This is a genomic window from Haliscomenobacter sp. (assembly GCF_041740695.1).
Lineage (GTDB): Bacteria > Bacteroidota > Bacteroidia > Chitinophagales > Saprospiraceae > Haliscomenobacter.
On record NZ_JBGSLK010000113.1, the window covers coordinates 1 to 21,219 of the forward strand.

Sequence of the window (21,219 nt, forward strand, 5' to 3'; positions counted from 1 at the left end):
CTAGTGACGGCGTCACTACGATCCACCCCGATACTATGTACCAACCAACCGTTACCGTTTCCACAAAAAAAACAGGTGCTCAGATTGTCATTACGGTAAAAGACAATGGAAATGGCATCCCCGACGCCATCCGCGACAAAATCTTCCAACCCTTTTTCACCACCAAACCCACCGGGCAGGGCACGGGTTTGGGGCTGAGTTTGGCCTATGATATTGTCACCAAAGGACACAGCGGCACATTGGCAGTAGAAACAGCAGAAAATGAGGGAACGACTTTTATTATTCAACTACCCAATCAATACGCATGAAAATATTCCCGGTTTATTCCATCATCGTAATACATTCAATGACAAAACGAATGACAACAAAAAGCCTATTTCAGACGGCACTTTTTATTACCGGACTCTTCTTTTTTTCATGCAACCAACCTAAGGAGCAGGAACACCCCACTATCATTGCCCCAAAAGTAATGGCTACCATCGGCTATACGGTACCCAATGACAGCGTAACGCCTCCCAAGGTCGTTGTGGTGGATGAGCGCAAATTAAAAAAGATAAAAACAGGCACGCCAAAAGTAGTACCTACCCATACAAACGTACACCCGGTAGGAAAACCAAAAATTGTTTTAGCAGGTACACCAAGAGTGTGCATACCCGGGCAGGACACTTTTTTAGTACCCAAAACCGTATCCGCCATTGACCGTCCTTTTACAGCGGCAATACCCGAAGTGGTCATCGCAAAAGACGCTTTGATCAAAGACCAAAACCCCGCCGGCTTTAGCTCTTTCAGCAAACTGCAGGGCCTAAAACACGGCAATATAGCCTGTATGTTACAAGATAAAAACGGAAATATTTGGTTTGGTACAAATGGTGGAGGCGTATCAAAATACGATGGAAAATTCTTTACGCATTTTACCGAAAAAGAAGGACTCTCCAATAATATTGTTCAAAGTATTTTGGAAGACAAAAGTGGAAATATTTGGTTCGGTACTTATGGTGGAGGCGTATCCCGACTCAGTCGGGATGGAATGTTCTTTACGCATTTTACTGAAAAAGAAGGACTTTCGAATAACATTGTTCAAAGCATTTTGGAAGACAAAAGCGGAAATATTTGGTTCGGCACTTATGGTGGAGGCGTATCCCGACTCAGTCGGGATGGAAAATCCTTTACGCATTTTACCGAAAAAGAAGGACTCTCCAATAATAATGTTTTAAGTATCCTGGAAGACAAAAGCGGAAATATTTGGTTCGGTACAGAGTATGGAGGGGTATCACGACTTAATCGGGTCGGAACTTCCTTTACGCATTTTACCGAAAAAGAAGGACTCTCGAATACTATTGTTCAACGTATTTTGGAAGACAAAAATGGAAATATTTGGTTCGGTACAGCGGGTGGAGGCGTATCCCGACTCAGTCGGGATGGCACTTCCTTTACGCATTTTACCGAAAAAGAAGGCCTCTCCGACAATGATGTTGTGAGTATTCTGGAAGATAAAAGCGGAAATATTTGGTTCGGTACTTTTGGTGGAGGTATATCCCGACTCAATCGGGAGGGGAAGTCTTTTACGCATTTACCGAAAAAGAAGGCCTTTCTAATAATAATGTTTTGAGTATTCTGGAAGACAAAAGCGGAAACCTTTGGTTCGGTACGGATAATGGAGGCGTATCCCGAATTAATCAGGAGGGAGTTTCCTTTACGCATTTTACCGAAAAAGAAGGGCTCTCTTATAATGATGTTATGAGTATCCTGAAAGATAAAAGCGGAAATATTTGGTTCGGTACAGCGGGTGGAGGCGTATCCCGACTCAGTCGGGATGGAAAATTCTTTACGCATTTTACCGAAAAAGAAGGACTCTCTTATAATGATGTTAGAAGTATCTTAGAAGATAAAAACGGAAATATTTGGTTCGGTACTAATGGTAGAGGCGTATCCCGACTCAGTCGGGATGGAAAGTCCTTTACGCATTTTACCGAAAAAGAAGGACTCTCCAATAATGCTGTTATGAGTATCCTGGAAGACAAAAGCGGAAATATTTGGTTCGGTACGTATGGTGGAGGCGTATCCCGACTCAGTCGGGCCGGAACGTCCTTTACGCATTTCACCGAAAAAGAAGGACTCTCCAATAATTTTGTATGGAGTATTCTGGAAGACAAAAGCGGTAATATTTGGGTCGCTACAGCGGGCGGAGGTGTATCCCGACTCAGTCGGGATGGAACGTCCTTTACGCATTTTACCGAAAAAGAAGGACTCTCCAATGATTTTGTTTTCAGTATCATGGAAGACAAAAGCGGTAATATTTGGATCGGTACCCGTTTTGGGTTAAATATGTTGAGTCAGCGTAAGTTGGCTGAATATACCCAAAAAATCAAGTCCGGTCAGCTAAAAGCCGGTGATGCTTTTTTTTAAAACTACACGTATGAAGATGGCTTTTTGGGCATAGGTTGCAATTCAAATGCGCTGTGTGAAGCCGAAGACGGAACCATCTGGATCGGGGCAAACGATCGCTTAACCGCTTATCATCCGCCAACAGGCAAAGAAATTGCCTCCGTTGCGCCAAACATTCAATTAACCGGTATTGCCTTGTTCAATGAAAACATTGCTTGGGCTAGTCTAGCATCATCGGTACTTCAATCAGCTTCTGCAAAAGAGAAAGGAAGCCAAAACATTTTCTTTGTAAAAGACACCACCCTTACCTTAGGCAATGGCGTAAAGGTGGGCAATTTTAAGTTTGATGGTTTATCACCCTGGTATAATTTGCCCGAACATTTAAGTCTGGCTTACAACAACAATTACGTAACCTTTCATTTTATCGGTATTACAATGGCTCAACCCAAAAAAGTTAAATACCAATACAAATTGGAAGGCATGGACCAAAACTGGAGTGCGCTCACCGACCGCAACGAAGCGCCTTACGGTAACTTGCCACAGGGCAACTACATTTTTAAGGTGAAGGCCATGAATAGCGAAGGAGTTTGGAGTGATGAATCTACTTACACATTTTCAATTCGTCCACCCTGGTGGCAAACCTGGTGGGCATATTGCCTGTATGCCCTACTCATTGGCGGCAGCATTGGGTGGTATGTACAATCCCGTAGCAAAGCCTTGCGCAGAGAAAAATCAATTTTGGAAAAAAACGTAGCCCTTCGGACAGTGCAATTAGAGCAGAAATCAACGGAATTAGAGAAGTCATTAGAAAACCTCCAATCCACCCAAGCACAACTCATCCAATCCGAAAAACTCGCCTCGCTGGGTGAATTGACCGCAGGCATCGCCCACGAGATTCAAAACCCCTTGAACTTCGTCAACAACTTTGCTGAAGTGAGCGCCGAAATGCTAGGCGAGATGAAAGGGGAAATAAAAGCTGGCAATACTTCAGAAGTCATCGCAATAGCCGACGATCTGGAGCAAAACCTCAATAAAATCAACCACCACGGCCAACGCGCTTCCTCCATCGTCAAAGGTATGCTGGAGCACTCGCGAGCCAGTACGGGTGTAAAGGAGCCCACAGACCTGAATGCACTGGCTGATGAGTACCTGCGCCTGGCGTATCATGGCCTACGTGCCAAGGACAGCAGTTTCAACGCGATGATGGAAACGCATTTTGATCCCGATTTGCCCCTCGTTTCCGTCATTCCGCAAGACATTGGGCGGGTGCTTTTGAACCTTATCAATAACGCCTTTTACGCCGTGCAGCGGCGTACGGTAGAGACGTTGCATGCAACGTCTCTACAACATCAACCAACCGTCACCATTTCCACCCAAAAAACCGACAATCATATTATCCTCAAAGTACAGGACAACGGCCCCGGCATCCCCGAATCCATCCGCGACAAAATCTTCCAACCTTTTTTCACCACCAAACCCACCGGTCAAGGCACGGGTTTGGGGCTGAGTTTGGCCTATGACATTGTAAAAAAAGGGCATGGGGGAAACTTGAACGTAGAATCAGTTGAAGGGGAAGGAACCAAATTCATCTTAACGCTTCCCACTCTACCCTAAAATGTTTATTTTGACCACAAAAAACACTCACACATGCGTGCATTGTATTTCATTTTCATCTTTGGTCTAATGAGCTCAATCAGCCTTGCCCAAACTACCGACCTTTCCGACCGGGTCAAAGCCCTCGAAGACCGCCTGCAATTTTTGGAGCAAGGTTTATCCAAACAGGTTGACGACCTGATGTGGCACCAAAAACTGGGCGACATAGCCACCATCGACAAAGTGCGTTACACCAGCAAACCACCCCATGTGATCAGCAACCCTACCGGGCAAGGGGCTAAAAATCCCCTGGTGATCCAGGCTTACACTTTCATCCCAAAAAAATTCCCTGCTTCAACCAAATTACCTCTGATGGTGCTGGTACATGGTGGAGTACATGGCGACTTCAACACCTTCAATGCCCACATCGTAGCTGAACTAGTTGATCAGGGTTACATCGTGATTGCGCCAGAATACCGTGGCAGCACTGGTTATGGCGCAGGTTTTTACCGCCAAATCGACTATGGCGATTACGAGAACGACGACGTATTGGCTGGCAAACAATGGGCGGTAGAAAACCTGCCCCAAGTCGACCCCTCCCGGGTAGGCATCATGGGTTGGAGCCATGGCGGCATGATCACCTTGATGAACATTTTTGAGCATCCCGAAGAGTACAAAGTAGCTTATGCCGGAGTGCCCGTCAGCGACCTGATTGCCCGGATGGGCTACAAATCACAAGCTTATCGCAATGAATTTGCGGCCCCCTACCACATCGGCAAAGATGCCAACGACAATGTAGCCGAATACCGCCGCCGTTCTCCGGTCTGGAATGCGCAAAAGCTCAAAACTCCCCTCCTGATCCACACCAATACCAACGACGAGGACGTCAATTCCCTGGAAGTAGAAGCGTTGATCAATGCCTTAAAAGCCAACGGCAAAAAATTTGACTACAAAATTTATCAGGATGCTCCGGGTGGGCACATCTTTAACCGCATTGACACCAAGTTGGCCAAGGAATCCCGCGTAGAAATTTACCGGTTTTTGGCCCCTTACCTGAGTCCAGCCAATGCCCCCAAATAGCCGATGAGTACCAAACGCAAAATATTGATCGTGGATGATGAAGCAGACATTCAGCTGCTCATCCGCAACAAATTCCGGCGGGAAATTCGGGACAACTTGTACGAGTTTGTTTACGCCAAAAACGGCATTGAAGCCCTAGCCAAACTCCAGGAACACCCCGACCTCGACATGGTGTTCAGCGACATCAACATGCCAGAAATGGACGGTCTTACCCTGCTCCGAGAAATCAATAGTGTCAATCCCCTTTTACGCACCGTCATGATTTCGGCCTACAGCGACATGGCCAACATCCGACAGGCCATGAACCGTGGGGCTTTTGATTTCATTGGCAAACCCATTGATTTTGAAGACTTTCAAAACACTCTGGCAAAAACCCTACAATTTGTCGAGCACTTCAAAACCTCTTACCAGGCCATCGAGGAAAACAGCATCCTGAGCCTGCGCACCAAAGAACTCGCCAAAAAAAATCAGGAAATCGAACTCCTGCTTAAAGAAATCCACCACCGAGTCAAAAACAACTTACAAACCATCTCCAGCCTGCTCAACTTACAATCGGCCACCATCAGTGACCCCACAGCCCTCAAGGCCGTACAGGAAAGCCAGAACCGGGTGCGCTCCATGTCGCTCATCCACCAAAAATTGTACCAGGACAAAAACCTGGCTAGGGTGGAAATGAAAGACTACCTGGAAACCTTGGCCCAAACCTTGCTCGACACCTATGGAAACATGGAGGGGCGGGTAAAGCTCCATTTCCCCATGCAGGCCATCGAATTGGATGTGGATACAGCCATCCCCCTGGGCTTGATCGCCAATGAATTGATCACCAATTCCCTGAAATACGCCTTCCCGGAGGATCGCCGGGGAAAGATTGAGGTGAGCTTAAGTTCGGAGGATGGTCAACAGTACTGCCTGCGCATCGCCGACGATGGGCTCGGTATTCAGGCTCAGCCCAATGCCTCCGCTAAAACTGGAACTGGTTTTGGCAGCCGTTTGGTGCATTTATTGGCCATCCAACTCAATGGTTGGGTGGAAATACACACCGATGCAGGGGTGACATCCCTGATCAAATTCCAGCCCTTAAATGTGTAAACTTCATCACAATTTGGCCTTCACCTGCTGATTAAACCACTTGGTTTTCACCGCAAACATTGTTCCATGCCGCACCCCGGCTGGAAAGCTCACCTGATCCGAAATATCCGTCCAGATTTTTAAATCGCTGGAGCTGACGGCGCCGTACTTGTGCTCGGTGTACTTGTCAAAATACACGATCCAGTTTTTGTTGATGTTCAACACGGTGGGGCCTTCTGCCCAGTATTTCCCCGTAATGGGTTCGGAAGCTTTGCTGTAGCTGCTCAACAATTGGGTACTGCGGGCAATCCGCAAATTTTTTTGGGGCGGATTGCGGGTTTCATCCTTCAAAAACAGGATGTATTCCTTACCAATCTTTTGGATGGTGCCATCAATGACATTGAAATTCTGGTCGTAAAACAATTGGGTGGGTGTAAAAGTCTTAAAATCTTTGGTCGTGGTGTAATACATGCGGTGGTTATAGCCAGTATCGCCTGCTTCCGCTCCGGCACTAAAACGCCCGGGGATGGTGCTTGCCCAATAAATGATGTATTGCTTGCTGGCCTTATCGTAGAACAGTTCCGGGGCCCAGGTATTTTTGGTGGTAGGTTCGTGGTCCATCACCTTGAGGTACTGCTGCTCTGACCAGTTGATCAAATCTCTTGATGAAGCGTAACCAATGCCCCGCTCCGTCCAGCCACTCGTCCAGACCATGTGAAACAAGCCATCTGGCCCCTGGATGATACAAGGGTCACGCATCAATTTGGAGATGCCTACGACAGGTTTTAAAAAGGATTGGTCGTTCTTGAGGGATTCCCATTTCAGGCCATTGGCGCTCCAGGCCAGGTGGAGGCCGTCTTCACCGTTGCCTTTAAAATAGGAGAAGAGGTAGGTGGTTTTGTTGGATTGGGCGCTGAGGTGGCAGCAACACCATCCGAGCAATAAGAGCAGAGTGAATCGTTTTATCATGGTCAGTTATTTGGCTTTGAGAAAAGAGCGTTGTCTTGAGTTTTAAAAACCAAAGCGGCATTTTTTTTATCACAAAGGAACAAAACAAGGACTCAAAGGACACAAAGTTAGACGTTGACGGTCTTTGTGTTGACCTCAAGCAACGTTATCCTTCAAGCAATCTTTAGAAATTTTTAAATCGAGTCTAGTGCCAGGGGCCTTTGTGTGTGAGCATACTGATCAACAGGATTGATGTAAAGAGCAAAACGCCTACTGCAGGCACACCCACCAGCCACAAGGCCAGATTAAAACGATAAAAGCTCAGGACTAAAGCCGCCGCCATAAGTCCAAGTAAGCCTGTGAACCTTCTGCGGTAGATGTGTTTTTTGTTGGAACTTACCATAAAAGCTTCGTAACCCAGAATCAGGAGAATAATGACATCAATGCAGAGGAAGAGGGCGAATAAGATCTTCATGGTGTAGGTATTCAGGTGTTAAAGATAAAAAGAGCCAGAGCTGATGTCTTGCTTGAGGTGTTGAAGGGTGAGTATAAACTCTGTTAACTCGGTACTGAACTCGGCACACGAATGATGTTATCCAACACCAAACTATCTACCACCTCGACTTGCGCAGTTTCCTCATTTTTTTTAGGCCAAAGATGAAACCCACCCCTCATACTTGGCGTGATTTCCCAATTGCCCCAAATGCCATTTTCGTCCACATTACCGTCGTAAAAAACGGTATGGGTCGCGTAGTATTTGGTCATTTTGCACCAAAGGCTCTTGGTGTCGTAGATGCCTTTCCAGACAAATGGCCCTATGTTGTCGCTTCCACCACCGCTGACTTCATTGTTGGCAAAATTGAGCGAAAAATGCATCTTGAACTGCTCCGCTCCAGGGCCCTGAGCATGAGTATAAAAACCTTCCCATTCCCCGCTGGGAAAGAGGGGATGGGTTTCGGAACTATTGTTTAAATCCAAAGGATCCATGTTTAGTCTATTTATTTCTACTCAACTCAAATGCTTTGGTCGTAACGTAGTACTTTGCCAACATATTGGGCACTTCCCACTCGGGCAATTTGCCTTGAGTCAAATATTGCAAATATTTTTCGGTTACCTGGGCAAAATGCGCCTCGTGGCCTACACTGTAAGATTCAGGAATGATGATTTTCCAGCCTTTTCCGCTGGCTTCGTAGCCCAGACCTTTGTACTTACCGTTGTTCAGGGTATTGATAGCGGTTTTTAAAGCAGCTTCTGCAGTGGCGCGATCTACATTGGGTAGAGGCTCTACATACAGCATGGGTTTGTACTTCTCCGCTGCACCCTGACGAATAACCAAATTGGCTTTGGTGCCCCGCATGATTGAAAAGTGGGTATCCCCGGCGCCTTCGGGCGCCTGGAAGTTCCAAATCACTGATACTTTGGCGTGGACACCTTTTACACTAAAATGGGTTTCGCCATTGGCAAACACTTTTACCGTTGAGTCCTTGGTCAGGTCTTTTTTCAAAAAACCGGGGAAGCCGGGCAGGGCGGTTACCTGTTTGAATTGCTCACTCGTCAGTTCCGTGGCACTCCGTTTGGCGGCCTGCAACTGAATGTCTTTGGTATAACTGACGCTTTGATCGGGAAAACATTCCCAGAGCACCAAATCCACCAAATGGGTTGATACATCTACGACCCCTTCACCTTGCTGCTCCACATCAAAAAACCAGGCTGGGCGGATCAGTGGTGCACCCGATACAAATTTGAAAAAGTGGTGTACACTTTCTTTGGTGATCGCGGGGTTCTCAGGCGTACCTTTTTCCAGGGTGCCAAACAGAGCTGGCGTTTGGGAGAGTTCCCGTTGCAGGATGGTGCTGATTTCGTAGCGCTCGGTCATGATGTCGTACAGCAGCACGCCTTTTTTTTCTGCCAAGGGAAAAAGCTCTTGTAAACGCTGAAAATCGGCGGGTTTGATGGCCATCGGTTTATCGGCCAGTACGTTTAGTCCGGCGTCGATGCAGGATTGGATATAATGGGTTTTCTGGGCATTATTGCCGGAGATCACCACTACATTTCCAGGCTTTTCACTCAACATTTTAGCCAAATAATCTGGGCCAGTGTACACTTTGGAATTCCAATGGGCGGGGTCTTCCGGGCGTTTGTTGTAGCTGTCGATGCGGGCCAGATGGGCTTTCAACTCGGGTCCATCTGGTGCGTACACATACACTGTTGAATCAACCTGGGTGTAATTGTTTTTTTGCACCAAAGCCGCATGAAAATGCCCCGGATCGAGGGTCATTAGTTTGATTTCGTTGGCTGCACCGCTGAGTTTCATGCTGTTTTCTTGCGTTTTTGGATTAGAACAGGCGGCAAGGCCAACGAGGAGGAGGAAAAGGAATGACTTATTCATTTTTTTTCAATTATCTAATTTTTTAAAAGATTCCAGGGTTCCAAAGTTCCAGGGTTCACGCGGCACCTCGACTTCGCTCGGTGACCGCGTGAACCCTGGAACTTTGGAACCCTGGAGCCTTATTATTTGACATACTCCGCCCCGAATGGAAAGCGCTGTGGCCGAACCAACAACGCATTTGCCTCATCGTCATTTTTGAAGCGTTCATGAAGGGGATCCCAATGGAGGGTACGTTTTAATTTCATGGCTGCATGAATGATCAAACAGGCCGAAGTGGAACGGTGCGCCACTTCAACCGGAGCAATGGTTTGTTTGCCACTTTGAATACAATCCAACCAGTTGCCGTGTTGGTCTGGCGATTCGTACAGGTGAATTTCTTCCGGTTTGATGATCGATTGCAAAATCTTGGCATCGCTGGCGCTAAAGGCGTCCGAATTTTTGGCATTGCCCGGATCACTAGCCGTTACGCCCACGTTACCTCTCGATACAAATATCCAACCTTCACTGCCTTCAAAACGTATCCCATTGGGAAAAGCACCGCTGACCTGCATGTTCACGCCATTGGCGTATTTGGCTTCGGCCAAAAAGTCGCCGTGTACATTCCAAAGCCCACTCGTTGGGAACTTGGCCTCCGCTTTGATTTCGATTGGGCCCGTGTGTTCCGTTCCCATACCCCAGTGGGCAGTATCGATGTGGTGCGCACCCCAGCCGGTAATCATGCCTGCGCCAAATTGCTCACAGCGCAACCAACCCGGGCGATCAAAACCTACTTGAGGGTGTACCCTTTTTTCGGTGTAGTACACATAAGGCGTAGAACCCAGCCACATTTCATAGTTCAGAGTTTTAGGGATTGCCATTTCTGGCTCTACTTCGCCCCCTGGATCACCGGGCAAACCAATTTTCACCGTATGCAATTTACCAATGCGACCATTGCGCACCAGTTCACAGGCCCGTTTGAACTGCGGCCAAGGGTTTTGCGAGCGCTGTTGGCTGCCAATTTGGAAGACTACCCCGGATTTGTGGACGGCATTACTCATGCTGCGCCCTTCCGCAATGGTCAGCGCTGCTGGTTTTTGTAAGTAAATGTGTTTGCCCGCGTAAGCAGCCTCAATCGCGGGTTGCGCATGCCAATGGTCGGGCGTACTGACGATCACCGCATCTATCTCCGGGTTCAGGAGCATCTCGCGGTAGTCATCGTACATTTTTACATCGACGTAGTTGGTCAGCTTCTTCTTATCAGTATACCATTTTTCGATCCATTGTTTCCCAAATTCTTTGCGCTTGCTGTCCACATCGCAAACTGCCATGACTCTGGCTTGGTCGAAACGCATGGTATCCGGCAAGTCGTGCCCCATGGCAATCCGCCCAAAACCAATCTGGCCAATTTGAATCTTGTTGCTGGGCGCATTTTTGCCCAATACCGAAGCGGGCACAATGGTAGGCAATACCATCATGCCGAGAGAGCCAGTGATCGTGGTTTTGAGGTATTCGCGGCGGGACATGCCCCGCTTTTTGTGTTTTTGCATGGTTGTAGGTTAAGGGAGTTGAGGAAGGTTGAGAAGGTTGAGAAGGTTGAGGCTACCGCAAGCGATTTTGACAATGTACTTGTGTAAGTCGCTGTGGTAACCTAAACCTTCTCAACCTCCTAAACCTCCTCAACTTTATTCCGTAATTAATTTATCAGTCGCCTTGCTGTAATCCAGTTTGTCACTTCCGTCCAATACCCAGAGGATGCCGCCCAGCAAGTGGGTCACAAAAGTGGGATCGGAGTAATATTCTTTTTTGTGCCCCAAAGCGGTGTACCAGGTGCGCCCCAAACCTTGTTCCTCTGACCAGCAGAGCGGAAAGAGTTTCCCGAAGGTAATGCCCGGGTATTCACTTTTTTTGTCATCGTTAACAGTATTCATATTCGCAGCAAGCAATACATGTTTGCCAGGATACAGGTGTTCGAGGTAATAACATTCATCTTCCCAAGCCCAAGTACTAGGCAGATGTAATGTAGACGGATGTTTGGGGTCGATCACCTGAATCTCGAATTTTTGCAATGGCGGATGTCGTTTAAATTTGCCACCCAGGGTACGCCAAAACCAGGGCCACTGGCGCTCTGATCCCGAAGCGGAGTGAATGGCCACCATACCTCCCCCAGCTTGGATGTAGCGCTGGAAAGCCAGTTTTTGCGCTTCAGTGTCAAAGGTTTCGTTGTTGGTGTTCGAGAGAATGATCGCGTGGTAGTTGTTGAGGTTGGCTGCTGTGATGACGGCAGGATTACTGCTGGTATCGACGCTAAACCCATTTTCGGCACCCAATTTACGAATGGCTACAATCGAGCTGGCGATGTTGTCGTGTACGTAGCCCTTGCCATTTTTGGTGTACAACAGCACTTTTTTATTGGTATCCAGTTGGCGCAGAATGATATCTACCTGGGGTGGATGCGCATAATCCTGCCAGTATTTCTCCAGTTGTTCCGGACTGATTTCGCCGTCATAAACCAGCATGCGGTAGTTCAGCGAGTAGGCTTTGCCGGGTTGGAGTACCCAATCTTGTTCTTGAGCGGGGTTGAAGTTGAGGAAAACGTTCTCTTTACCCTGATTTGCACCCGTTGCCCAAAGCCGCAATTGTTCAGGGTAGTTGTGGTTCAAAGGGTGGGTCATGAACAGGATGCCCGATTTGCCGAAGCTCGATACCCCACGGGCATCAATCCAGCGGGCGCGGGTAGCATTGCCGTCGCCTTTGCCCTTGCCTTCCGAGGTCAACAAACGCGCGCTTTTGTCGTCCCATTTTTCGGTAGCCCGAAAACCAAAACCTTGATAGGTATACGCTTTGATGGTAAAAACGCTGTCGCTGGCGCAATGCAGTATGGATTGAAAATCGACCAACTGGGGCCCATCATCCACGCCGGCATTCCAAACTTTGATGTTCCACTCTTCTTCCAGCGCAGCTTTGGAACCAGTGGGACTAGGAGCGGTCAGGTCGATGTGCTCATGACGCGTGCTGAGGGTGCCCAAAACGGGTCCTTGGGTAACTGCGGGCAAAGTTGGCACTTTCACGGTGCCTTCACCTTTGTACAAGTTCCAAAAATCCAGTTTGCGTCCCTCAAAAACCGTGCTGGTCCAAGGATTCCAAATGCCATAATGGTGAATATGATCGGGGGGCTGAACGCGGGTCAGTACCTCACCTTTGGGCGACCACAAGGGATGAATGAATCCGCCCCGGCGGAAAAGTTCCGATTTCCCTTCGGGCACATTGGCTTCGGCGTATTGATACCGCAACAAATTGCGTTGTTTGCGTTGGAAAACGATGGCCCCTTTCTCCCGAATGGCGAGGATGGGGGCAGCAGCAGCACTCGCCGTACCCGTGCGAAGCTCAAAAACGCGCTTGGTTCCAGCCGGGGTCGCTCCCGTTAAAATCCAACAAAGTTGTTTCGTTGACCCTTGTTCCAACTGAAAAGGAACGGGAACTTTACCTTTTGGGGTCAATTCCAGGAGTTGATAGGAGGTAGCTGGGAGCGCAATGCCATCCAGATTTAAACTGACGGGGCTATTCTGGCGTTCAAAATCGCCACTGGCTACCGTAAAAGTCAACAAGGCTCGATCCTGAGCAAAAATGGAAGTCCTGAGCATACTACCCCAAAGCAGTATCAGCAGTGCCAATGTTCGTTGTTTGTTCATATCTACTTTCTTCGTTTTTTCCCCTTTGACAATGCCAATTGGGTCAACCGAGTCTTGCGAATAAAAGTAGAAAAAACTCCAGAATAAGCACCTACCTAAAAGTTATTTTTGCCAAATATTTGTAAAAAAAAATGCTGATTGGGCAAATAAAAAACAGTATCGTAAGTGCATTGTTCTCCTACGATACTGTTTTGTTTGTTCGTTCCCACTTGTATTTCAATGTGGTGTGCCCTCTTTGCTTTCTTCACATGCCAGCGCTTTAACCGTTATGGTATTGGACCGATAACTGGTAACTCTGCGCAGTGTCACTTTATCCACAAAATGGATCATTACAAAAACCTGATACTCACCAGACCAAGGCAGGGGTACCCTCCGCGCAGAAACAGGTGTATCCCAGTTTTTGGGACCATCGGGATGGCTTGCATACCAGGTGTACACGATTCCTACATTGGAGGGGGGGACAAAATTCGGAAACTTGATCACTCCTACGTTGGCTTGATTGGCTTTGGTATAGCCACAGCAAAAAGTGTTGTTGTTCGTGTACCCGTTGGTGCAGGCGATTTGGAACTCTTGTGCAGATCCTGCGATGACAAAGGAACCTAAAAAGATAATCGCAAGAATTAGTTTTCTCATGTTTACGTGTTTAACTCTCTACACAGCGACCGTAATGGTTACGGTGCCAGTAGGTTTTGTTCATGGTTGTTTTCAGTTGCACCTTCGACTACAAATTCTGCTTCTTGTAATCTTTTCTTTTGACGCAGAAAGTCACCAAAAGTAAAATGTGTTTACATACTTAGTCGGTTACTTGATCTTTCAACTGTTTTATAAACAACAGTCGTTCCGAGACTTGATTCGTTTGACACGTATTTGAGCAGACCTAAGGGGAGTGGCCCGTATGGAACTTTTACAAAAATGTGACTTTTTTGTTTATTATGCAAACCTCTAAGCATTTTTTTTTAGGATTCGGTAGGAAAATTTAGGGTGAAAGGTGCTAAAGTCAGCAGGGGTACAATTGCCACCGCAAGAATAAGTTGTTCAAGGCGTTTATTTATCATTTTTTCCTGCTATATTCGTAAAAAAACACTAAAACCTTCAAGCCATGCCCGATTCTTTGTCTTTGTTGATAGACTCCTTACGTCACAGCATAGCTGATTCTATTTCCCAAAGCATCAACGATTCTTTAGCGCGCGTTCAGCCTCCTATTGAAAACTCACCGATGACATCCTCCCTGGATTGGAACTATGTCTTTACCCTGCTTGGGATTATGCTGCTAACTGGTTTGCTGGGTGGAACCGCCAATTACCTTAACTCGCCTAAAGAAGAGCGCAGTTTGATGCGCAGTTTGTTGATGGGCCTGGTAGCCACTATTGCCATTCCTTTGTTTTTGAAAGTAGTGGATAGCAATATCCTGAACGACACCAAAGGAGATATCCTCAATTATTTTATCTATGCAGGTTGTTGTGTTTTAGCTGCCTTTTATTCAGCTCGTTTTTTGGAGGGTTTATCCAGCCGGGTGATCCAAAGTTTGCAGGAAAAAGTAGATCGTACCAGCGAAACCGTGCAAGAGCAGGGGGCCAAAATCAATGAAACGGCGGACAAAACCGACATGATTATAGATACCCAAATTCCAGATCCAGAGCAAATCACTCCAGTCCCAGAGGATATCCCGGAATTGGCACCCGAAGATTTAAGATCGAGGAATATTATTGGTACTCCTGGCATTGACAATCGTACCCCACAGGAAAAGGTCACTGCTACTTTTGCAAAGTACCCGATGCAAAAAATCGAATCCATTTGTAAAGCCCTTGGCGTAAGTCAAGAAGCCATGAAGCCGATTTTAACCGAAATGGAACAAGAGGGCAAACTCAAAAAAGTGTTGCTCCGCGGCGAAGAAGTGTATGCTTTGCAGCGTTAAGTTCCTATGCTTTTTAACAACAAATTTACTTCATCCCTTCGATCAACTGAATGATGCCGAAGATGATGTATTGTACCCCCAGGGACATTACAATAAAACCCATAACGCGGGAAAGGGCGTTCAATCCTGCTTCGCCTAGCAAGCGGTACAGGTAGGGTGCCGAACGCAAAATCAAATACACCAGTATGCCCAAAAATACGATCACTGCCGCGACCACCAAATGCGCTTCCCAGCTGGTGTTTTCGTTGTATTGGGTGATGAGGTACGAAATCGACCCTGGCCCAGAAAGCAAGGGCATGGCCAGGGGGGCAAAAGAAATATCCTGTCTTTGGAGTGCTTCTTCCTTCACCTCTTTGTTCACCGACCGGTTTTCGGCAAACTTACCACTGATCAAGCCATAACCCGAGCTCAAGATCATCACTCCCCCCGCAATGCGCATGGCACTGATGCGAATGCCAAAAAACTCAAGAATGAGTGTCCCGGCAAAAAAGAAACCCAATAAAATGAGGGTGAAATAAATCCCGGTGCTGCGCGCGGTTTGATTGCGCTCGACAGAAGTGTAATTCGGAGTCATGGCCAAAAATACTGGCACCGCCCCCAGAGGGTTTACCACTGAAAACAGGGCACCCAATACGGCAAAAAACAATTCAATCATCATCTGGCAAGAGTTGAAAGCTGAAGAGTATGTTTAAAATCGGCTGAGAAATTAAGCAAAAGAGTGGAAATAAAAAAGGGAAGCCGATTGACTTCCCTTAAAAACACCTAAAACCCATATTCATATCATGAAAACTTTGCAAAACAACTCACAGGAAAAGGATATTCAGATCCTGTGAACGTGCATTAGCAGTGGGGCAAAAATAAGTGTTCATTTTTCTTGAGCCAAAAGATTAAATAAGACACTTGAAATGAACCGTTTACTTATCTAATCCTTTGGCAAAATGAACACTTATTTTTTTATCGCCCTTTATATCTTTGGTTTTGTGCGGGATTTAAAGAAAGGGGAGTAAAACTCCCCCTCGAAAAACACCTAAAACCCATATTACAAATTCGTAGAGTTGTGATCAGAGTAGGAAAAAAGGGGGAATTTCTCCCCCACTAAGCACTAAAAACCCTATCTCATGAAAAAACTCATTTTCTTATGCATTGTCAAGTTGGATAGTTCACCAGACTTCATCGATCACTCATCTCCTGGGCAAGTTTGAAAAGAAGGGGAGAACTTTACATCCTCCCCTACCATAACACCTAAACCCATAACCTATCATGAAAATCTTATGTCTATCGCTAAGCTAATCAAGCCTTTGCTTTTTCGCTTTGTTTGTCTTTTTGACGCACTCACTTTTCAAAGTCACACTCCAGAGTAATTTTTTTTTCTTTCTTGCTAAAAAAATTTCTAAAGTTGACTTTTAGCGCTGCTCATTGTGTCAAAAACACACATTCATTCAATGTGTATGCTTTTCTGACGCTCCTGCACCAAAAAGTCACGCGAAGGACGAAATTATTTTCGTTTAATGGAAATTAAGGAAAAATATTTCGATAAACCGCACTCAAACAACAGAAATACGCAGCAAAACGGGGTGTTTTGGTTGTTCATCGTTGATTTTCATACTTTTAAGGCATTTGAATGCCAAAAGCAGCCTTTTTGCTACAGTAGATCATCTAAATGTTGATAGTCGTCAATAAAGCGCAACACATTGGGGAAACGTGCAAACTCTTTTCGGCTATGGGTCGTGGTCACTACGACCACCTGGCATCCGGCTCGATGGGCTGTTTCTACGCCAGTAGGTGAATCTTCAAAAATCAGGCAGTCTTCAATGGGCACACCCATACCTTGAGCCACCATTTGAAACACCTGTGGGTCTGGCTTACCCTTGGTAACCATTCCTGCATGGACTACGCTTTGGAAATAATTGCGCAAACCATAGATGTTGTCTAGCACAAAATTGACATTTTCGGCAGGTGCCGCAGTACCTACTCCCATCAGGATACCTTTGGAGTGGATTTTTTGTAAAAAATCGGGCAGCCCATCGATCAATTTTAATTCAGTGATAAACTGGCGCCGGTAAGCATTTTCTTTTTCCCAGGCGATGCGTTTAAAATCTTCGGCGGTAAAGCGGTCGCCGAAAAGTTTGGCCAAAATCTCTTCATTTTTGCCATGAATGGTTTGTCGAACCGCTTCCAGATCCATTTCCAGACCCAATTCAGCCAGTTTTATTTGCCAGATGCGGTGGTGTACCATCATGTTGTCTACCATCGTACCGTCCATGTCAAAGATAAATGCCGCCATTTTTTTTTATTTGAAGGCACAATATCTGTATTTTGGACACAAATGCAATAAAGTAATCAACACCAAAACCTGAAACCATGCTGAACAAATTGCAAAAATGGGCCACTGGCCGCAATGTCATCATCTTCGTCCTATTGGATGTAATTTTTATGATGGGGGTTATGCCTTATATGCATGCTTTAATGACCAAGGCTGCCGGAAAGTCGGTAGCCCCCATCGACTTGAGTATTCCCACCTGGACGCCTGAGCAAGGTTATGCGTTACTCGATTCTTATGGCGAAGCTGGCCGGTCACTCTACCTCATCATTGATCTGACAGCAGATGTAGTTTATCCCATTATTTACGGCATTGCATTTGCTTTGTTACTCACTTTTTTGGTACGCAAAATTGCGCCTAGCAATAAGTGGTTGCCTTATCTGGCTTTTTTGCCACTGCTTGCGGTAGTGTTCGACTACGCAGAAAATGCTACCATCATTACCATGCTGAATGCATATCCTGAAAAATTGATCGGTGTAGCCAAATTGGGGGGCATTTTTACCCTATGCAAGTGGGTTTTAGTGTTTGCGACCATCGGGGGGAGTGTGATTGGCTTGATTGTTTGGGGGATTAAGGGAATCACCAAACGGTAAACAAAGACTGGCGCAGGAACAAACCTTTTTGTATTTTTGTTGTCAGCTGAAACAATGGATCAATGACTATTGATGCGAGGAAATTACATTTGATTAAACGTTTGTTGGACATTGAGAATGAGGCCATCCTAGATAAGTTAGAGGCCATCGTAGATGCCGATCCCCTTGACTTGCTTTTGGCAGAGGTCGAACGCATTAACAATCGTGATACTGCAGATTTCCTTTCCTTTGCCCGCACCCATGAACTAGCTGATCATTTGGGTGTAAAGCCATAGCCCTTATTTCTTAGTATTTTAATCACCTCCCCTTTTATGAGGATGTTTTTGTTGCTACAAAGCCGGAGCTTTGTAGCAACAAAAACATCCAAGCCATGCGACCCATTTTCCTGCTCATCACACTATTCTATTGCGCCATTCAAAGCTTACAAGCCCAAAGCCAGCCCATTCAATCGCCCCGATTGGCGGTTCAACCCAAAGTGCGGGCAGTGGATCTAAGCCTCAAACCCGAGCTAAATTTCAATGGTGAGCCACAACAGATTTACCGCGCACCCCAATCACGAGTGGTTCTGCTCACAGTGCGCAATACCGGCCCCATCGCTACGGGTAACTTTAGTGTTGAAGTCATCTACAATTGGCGGGTAGACCATGAGTCTTTCAGCGCCCAAAGTCTCAAAAGGACGCAAAATATCAGCGCTTTGGCCGCAGGCCAACAAGTGCAGGTGGAATTTGTGGTGCCCGACAATTTGATCCACCGCAATGCCCCCTATGGCTCAGCCAATGTAACCCTCAGTTTCAAGGTAGATGCAACGGGTGTAGTCGCCGAAATGTCTGAAAGCAACAATACGGCCAGCCTCAGCTTGCCAATTCTCAACTAATCATCATACCCGCACTGCGCTCATGCCCCCATCTGCGTGAATGACCTGCCCCGTGATCCACGCAGCATCAGCATTCAACAAGAAGGTAGCCAGAGCTGCTAGTTCGCTGGCAGCTCCTACTCTTTTGAGGGGGTGGCGATTGGCGGCGGCTTCCCGTTTTTCATCACTGCTCAAGAGCCGTGCAGCCAATGGAGTGTCAGTCAAGGAGGGAGCAATACAATTCACCCGAATGCTCGGAGCTAGTTCGGCAGCCAGCGATCGAGTCAGTCCCTCTACCGCCCCCTTGGCTGCGGCAATGCTGCTGTGAAACGGCATACCTTGACCAACGGCTACCGTGCTGAACAAGAGTATGCTGCTCCCTGGATTTTTTTTCAGAGCCTTTAGCCCAGCCTGAATGCTTTTGATAGCACCCAATACATTGATCTCAAAATCTTCCCTAAAAGCCGCAAGTGGCAAACTGGCAAAAGCCCGCAGATTGATGCTGCCTGGACAATACACCAATCCATGTAAATTATCTGGAATGATGGCGGCGGGGATTTCCTCCACACTCACATCAAGTACATGATGGGTTACTTCTGGCAACTCACTTAATTCGCCCAGGGTACGCGAAATGACCGTGACCTCATTGCCTTGTTGCAGCAATTTTCGACAAATTTCCAATCCTATTCCGTGGCTCCCGCCGACCACCAGGTAATGTTTTGACATGGCTCAATCCTTTTGATGTGGTGCTAAGAACAAACTTCATGGCGCTTTGTTTAGAGCCAACAACTCATCCAATCGTACAAAATGACTTACCATACTTTAAGGCTCGTCCTGGGTGACCAGCTCAATGCACAACATTCCTGGTTAAAGGACAAAGACCCATCCATTCTGTACGTTTTGATGGAAATTTTGCCCGAAACCCAATATGTCCAACATCATGTCCAAAAAATTTGTGCCTTTTTCCTCGCCATGCGGGCTTTTGCCGAAAGTCTTCAAGCAGCAGGGCATTCAGTAAAGTATCTTCAACTGGACGATCGAGACAATCAGCAAAGTTTTGAGGCGAATTGTCAAGCACTGATTGAAGTACATTCCATTCAAAAATTTGAATACCAATTGCCGGACGAATGGCGATTGGATCAATTGTTAAAGTCTTTTTGCCAAAGCTTGTCTATTCCCCACCAAGTTTATGACAGCGAGCATTTTCTGAGTGCCCGCAATGAATTGGCCGATTTGTTCAAAGGCAAAAAGACCTACCTGATGGAAAGTTTTTACCGTAAAATGCGGGAGAAACATCAAATCCTGATGGAGCCTGATGGCAAAACGCCACTCACCGGGCGCTGGAATTACGACGCGGAAAACCGCAAAAAAATGCCTACGAACCTTAGCGTTCCACCAACGCTGGCTCAATACCGCGATGTCGAAAATATACTGCTTATGCTGGAAAAAATGGGGGTAAAAACCATGGGCTCCATTCAAGCAAAGCATTTTAATTGGCCAGTTACTCGCGCCGAAAGTCTGGCATTGCTGGAGCACTTCGTACAGATTCGGCTGCGTGCTTTTGGCGATTACCAGGACGCCATGACCGATCGGGATTGGTTGTTGTTCCACTCTCGATTGTCCTTTTCCATGAATGTCAAGTTGATCCATCCGCGCGAAGTGGTGGATGCATGTATCAGCTACTGGCAAAAAGATCAAAAAAATGTACCCTATGCTGCCCTGGAAGGTTTTGTGAGGCAAATCATCGGATGGCGGGAATACATGCGCGGGATTTATTGGGCAGAAATGCCAAATTTCGCGCAGCTCAATTATTTTAATCATCAGGCCGCATTACCCACCTGGTACTGGACTGGCCAAACCAAGATGAGGTGTCTGGCACAGGCCATTGGTCAATCCTTAGAGCGAGCCTACGCCCACCACATCCAGCGCCTGATGCTCACAGGCAATTTTGCTCTACTCTTGGGGGTACACCCCGATGAGGTAGACGCCTGGTACCTCGGCATTTACATTGATGCGCTAGAATGGGTCGAGATCACCAATACGCGGGGCATGAGTCAGTTTGCCGATGGCGGCATTGTTGGTACCAAGCCCTACGTTTCCAGTGCCAATTACATCCACAAGATGAGTGACCATTGTGGAAAATGCCATTACGATAAGTCTTTGCGTTATGGCCACAAAGCCTGTCCCTTTAATGCCCTTTATTGGGATTTTTATGATCGCCACACCCTCAAGCTACGCGGCAATCCCCGCATTGGTATGGCTTATCAGATTTGGGACAAAATGGACGCAGAGGAACGGGGCAAGATTCTGGCACATGCGGACTGGATCAAAACAGAAGTCAATTCGCTTTAGGAAATCAGGAAAGTACAGGTCAGTTGTATCGAAATGTGTCTTTATATTGGGCATA

21 protein-coding genes are annotated in these 21,219 nt (G+C 46.7%); 11 read left to right on the forward strand and 10 right to left on the reverse strand.

Going from position 1 to position 21,219, the window contains the following annotated elements; translation table 11 throughout:
- The 6 genes from ACEW9O_RS22405 to ACEW9O_RS22430 form a co-directional block, all read left to right on the forward strand.
- Window positions 1–308: sensor histidine kinase (locus ACEW9O_RS22405; protein WP_373552442.1), on the forward strand; the 308-nt coding region annotated here is incomplete at its 5' end.
- Window positions 305–1,609: a two-component regulator propeller domain-containing protein gene (locus ACEW9O_RS22410; RefSeq protein WP_373552443.1), complete on the forward strand. Its 1,305-nt coding sequence runs from the start codon at window positions 305–307 to the stop codon at window positions 1,607–1,609. The genes ACEW9O_RS22405 and ACEW9O_RS22410, both read left to right, overlap by 4 nt.
- Window positions 1,606–2,406, forward strand: a complete 801-nt coding sequence (locus tag ACEW9O_RS22415; protein WP_373552444.1) for a two-component regulator propeller domain-containing protein — start codon at window positions 1,606–1,608, stop codon at window positions 2,404–2,406. The genes ACEW9O_RS22410 and ACEW9O_RS22415 overlap by 4 nt, the downstream gene beginning before the upstream one ends.
- A gap of 24 nt (window positions 2,407–2,430) precedes the next feature.
- A complete protein-coding gene (locus ACEW9O_RS22420; protein ID WP_373552445.1) occupies window positions 2,431–3,999 on the forward strand; it encodes an ATP-binding protein in 1,569 nt (522 codons plus the stop codon).
- A gap of 33 nt (window positions 4,000–4,032) precedes the next feature.
- Window positions 4,033–5,058 (forward strand): alpha/beta hydrolase family protein, encoded by a 1,026-nt coding sequence (locus ACEW9O_RS22425; RefSeq protein ID WP_373552446.1) that lies wholly within the window; start codon window positions 4,033–4,035, stop codon window positions 5,056–5,058.
- Window positions 5,059–5,061: 3 nt separating this feature from the next.
- Window positions 5,062–6,147 carry a sensor histidine kinase gene (locus tag ACEW9O_RS22430; protein WP_373552447.1) on the forward strand — a complete coding sequence of 362 codons (1,086 nt, stop codon included), beginning with the start codon at window positions 5,062–5,064 and terminating at the stop codon, window positions 6,145–6,147.
- A 6-nt stretch (window positions 6,148–6,153) separates the two neighbouring features.
- Here ACEW9O_RS22430 and ACEW9O_RS22435 read toward each other — a convergent pair whose 3' ends face one another.
- From ACEW9O_RS22435 to ACEW9O_RS22465, 7 genes are all read right to left on the reverse strand, one after another.
- The gene (locus ACEW9O_RS22435) at window positions 6,154–7,095 is read right to left on the reverse strand and encodes a glycoside hydrolase family 43 protein (protein ID WP_373552448.1); all 942 of its coding nucleotides are present in this window, start codon (window positions 7,093–7,095) and stop codon (window positions 6,154–6,156) included.
- 184 nt (window positions 7,096–7,279) lie between these two features.
- Window positions 7,280–7,549 carry a hypothetical protein gene (locus ACEW9O_RS22440; RefSeq protein WP_373552449.1) on the reverse strand — a complete coding sequence of 90 codons (270 nt, stop codon included), beginning with the start codon at window positions 7,547–7,549 and terminating at the stop codon, window positions 7,280–7,282.
- Between the two features lie 83 nt (window positions 7,550–7,632).
- Entirely contained in the window at window positions 7,633–8,061 is a 429-nt protein-coding gene (locus ACEW9O_RS22445; RefSeq protein ID WP_373552450.1) for a hypothetical protein, read from the reverse strand.
- A gap of 7 nt (window positions 8,062–8,068) precedes the next feature.
- A complete protein-coding gene (locus ACEW9O_RS22450; RefSeq protein WP_373552451.1) occupies window positions 8,069–9,463 on the reverse strand; it encodes a putative oxidoreductase C-terminal domain-containing protein in 1,395 nt (464 codons plus the stop codon).
- Window positions 9,464–9,585: 122 nt separating this feature from the next.
- On the reverse strand, window positions 9,586–10,989 hold the full coding sequence (locus tag ACEW9O_RS22455) for a Gfo/Idh/MocA family protein (RefSeq protein ID WP_373552452.1): 1,404 nt from the start codon (window positions 10,987–10,989) through the stop codon (window positions 9,586–9,588).
- Between the two features lie 135 nt (window positions 10,990–11,124).
- The gene (locus tag ACEW9O_RS22460) at window positions 11,125–13,131 is read right to left on the reverse strand and encodes a DUF6807 family protein (RefSeq protein ID WP_373552453.1); all 2,007 of its coding nucleotides are present in this window, start codon (window positions 13,129–13,131) and stop codon (window positions 11,125–11,127) included.
- Between the two features lie 216 nt (window positions 13,132–13,347).
- Entirely contained in the window at window positions 13,348–13,764 is a 417-nt protein-coding gene (locus ACEW9O_RS22465; RefSeq protein WP_373552454.1) for a hypothetical protein, read from the reverse strand.
- Between the two features lie 466 nt (window positions 13,765–14,230).
- Between ACEW9O_RS22465 and ACEW9O_RS22470 the strand changes: the two genes are divergently transcribed.
- Entirely contained in the window at window positions 14,231–15,046 is an 816-nt protein-coding gene (locus tag ACEW9O_RS22470; protein WP_373552455.1) for a YEATS-associated helix-containing protein, read from the forward strand.
- A 25-nt stretch (window positions 15,047–15,071) separates the two neighbouring features.
- Here the strand turns inward: ACEW9O_RS22470 and ACEW9O_RS22475 are convergent, their stop codons facing one another.
- Together ACEW9O_RS22475 and ACEW9O_RS22480 are read right to left on the reverse strand one after the other, a co-directional pair.
- Complete coding sequence (locus tag ACEW9O_RS22475) at window positions 15,072–15,704, reverse strand: MarC family NAAT transporter (protein ID WP_373552456.1); 633 nt, start codon at window positions 15,702–15,704, stop codon at window positions 15,072–15,074.
- 984 nt (window positions 15,705–16,688) lie between these two features.
- Window positions 16,689–17,330 carry an HAD family hydrolase gene (locus ACEW9O_RS22480; protein ID WP_373552457.1) on the reverse strand — a complete coding sequence of 214 codons (642 nt, stop codon included), beginning with the start codon at window positions 17,328–17,330 and terminating at the stop codon, window positions 16,689–16,691.
- 77 nt (window positions 17,331–17,407) lie between these two features.
- Between ACEW9O_RS22480 and ACEW9O_RS22485 the strand changes: the two genes are divergently transcribed.
- From ACEW9O_RS22485 to ACEW9O_RS22495, 3 genes are all read left to right on the forward strand, one after another.
- Entirely contained in the window at window positions 17,408–17,959 is a 552-nt protein-coding gene (locus ACEW9O_RS22485; protein ID WP_373552458.1) for a hypothetical protein, read from the forward strand.
- Window positions 17,960–18,021: 62 nt separating this feature from the next.
- Window positions 18,022–18,234 carry a hypothetical protein gene (locus tag ACEW9O_RS22490; protein ID WP_373552459.1) on the forward strand — a complete coding sequence of 71 codons (213 nt, stop codon included), beginning with the start codon at window positions 18,022–18,024 and terminating at the stop codon, window positions 18,232–18,234.
- A gap of 95 nt (window positions 18,235–18,329) precedes the next feature.
- Complete coding sequence (locus tag ACEW9O_RS22495) at window positions 18,330–18,833, forward strand: CARDB domain-containing protein (protein WP_373552460.1); 504 nt, start codon at window positions 18,330–18,332, stop codon at window positions 18,831–18,833.
- Window positions 18,834–18,836: 3 nt separating this feature from the next.
- Here the strand turns inward: ACEW9O_RS22495 and ACEW9O_RS22500 are convergent, their stop codons facing one another.
- The gene (locus tag ACEW9O_RS22500; RefSeq protein ID WP_373552461.1) at window positions 18,837–19,538 is read right to left on the reverse strand and encodes an SDR family NAD(P)-dependent oxidoreductase; all 702 of its coding nucleotides are present in this window, start codon (window positions 19,536–19,538) and stop codon (window positions 18,837–18,839) included.
- Between the two features lie 81 nt (window positions 19,539–19,619).
- Between ACEW9O_RS22500 and ACEW9O_RS22505 the strand changes: the two genes are divergently transcribed.
- A complete protein-coding gene (locus tag ACEW9O_RS22505) occupies window positions 19,620–21,164 on the forward strand; it encodes a cryptochrome/photolyase family protein (RefSeq protein WP_373552462.1) in 1,545 nt (514 codons plus the stop codon).
- The last annotated feature ends 55 nt before the right edge of the window (window positions 21,165–21,219 follow it).

Coding starts and splice junctions, on each gene's coding strand:
- ACEW9O_RS22425 (WP_373552446.1), top strand. CDS start 4,033: ATGCGTGCATTGTATTTCATTTTCATCTTTGGTCTAATGAGCTCAATC.
- ACEW9O_RS22460 (WP_373552453.1), bottom strand. CDS start 13,131: ATGAACAAACAACGAACATTGGCACTGCTGATACTGCTTTGGGGTAGT.
- ACEW9O_RS22495 (WP_373552460.1), top strand. CDS start 18,330: ATGCGACCCATTTTCCTGCTCATCACACTATTCTATTGCGCCATTCAA.
- ACEW9O_RS22505 (WP_373552462.1), top strand. CDS start 19,620: ATGACTTACCATACTTTAAGGCTCGTCCTGGGTGACCAGCTCAATGCA.
- ACEW9O_RS22410 (WP_373552443.1), top strand. CDS start 305: ATGAAAATATTCCCGGTTTATTCCATCATCGTAATACATTCAATGACA.
- ACEW9O_RS22485 (WP_373552458.1), top strand. CDS start 17,408: ATGCTGAACAAATTGCAAAAATGGGCCACTGGCCGCAATGTCATCATC.
- ACEW9O_RS22500 (WP_373552461.1), bottom strand. CDS start 19,538: ATGTCAAAACATTACCTGGTGGTCGGCGGGAGCCACGGAATAGGATTG.
- ACEW9O_RS22465 (WP_373552454.1), bottom strand. CDS start 13,764: ATGAGAAAACTAATTCTTGCGATTATCTTTTTAGGTTCCTTTGTCATC.
- ACEW9O_RS22450 (WP_373552451.1), bottom strand. CDS start 9,463: ATGAATAAGTCATTCCTTTTCCTCCTCCTCGTTGGCCTTGCCGCCTGT.
- ACEW9O_RS22430 (WP_373552447.1), top strand. CDS start 5,062: ATGAGTACCAAACGCAAAATATTGATCGTGGATGATGAAGCAGACATT.
- ACEW9O_RS22475 (WP_373552456.1), bottom strand. CDS start 15,704: ATGATGATTGAATTGTTTTTTGCCGTATTGGGTGCCCTGTTTTCAGTG.
- ACEW9O_RS22490 (WP_373552459.1), top strand. CDS start 18,022: ATGACTATTGATGCGAGGAAATTACATTTGATTAAACGTTTGTTGGAC.
- ACEW9O_RS22455 (WP_373552452.1), bottom strand. CDS start 10,989: ATGCAAAAACACAAAAAGCGGGGCATGTCCCGCCGCGAATACCTCAAA.
- ACEW9O_RS22445 (WP_373552450.1), bottom strand. CDS start 8,061: ATGGATCCTTTGGATTTAAACAATAGTTCCGAAACCCATCCCCTCTTT.
- ACEW9O_RS22440 (WP_373552449.1), bottom strand. CDS start 7,549: ATGAAGATCTTATTCGCCCTCTTCCTCTGCATTGATGTCATTATTCTC.
- ACEW9O_RS22435 (WP_373552448.1), bottom strand. CDS start 7,095: ATGATAAAACGATTCACTCTGCTCTTATTGCTCGGATGGTGTTGCTGC.
- ACEW9O_RS22480 (WP_373552457.1), bottom strand. CDS start 17,330: ATGGCGGCATTTATCTTTGACATGGACGGTACGATGGTAGACAACATG.
- ACEW9O_RS22470 (WP_373552455.1), top strand. CDS start 14,231: ATGCCCGATTCTTTGTCTTTGTTGATAGACTCCTTACGTCACAGCATA.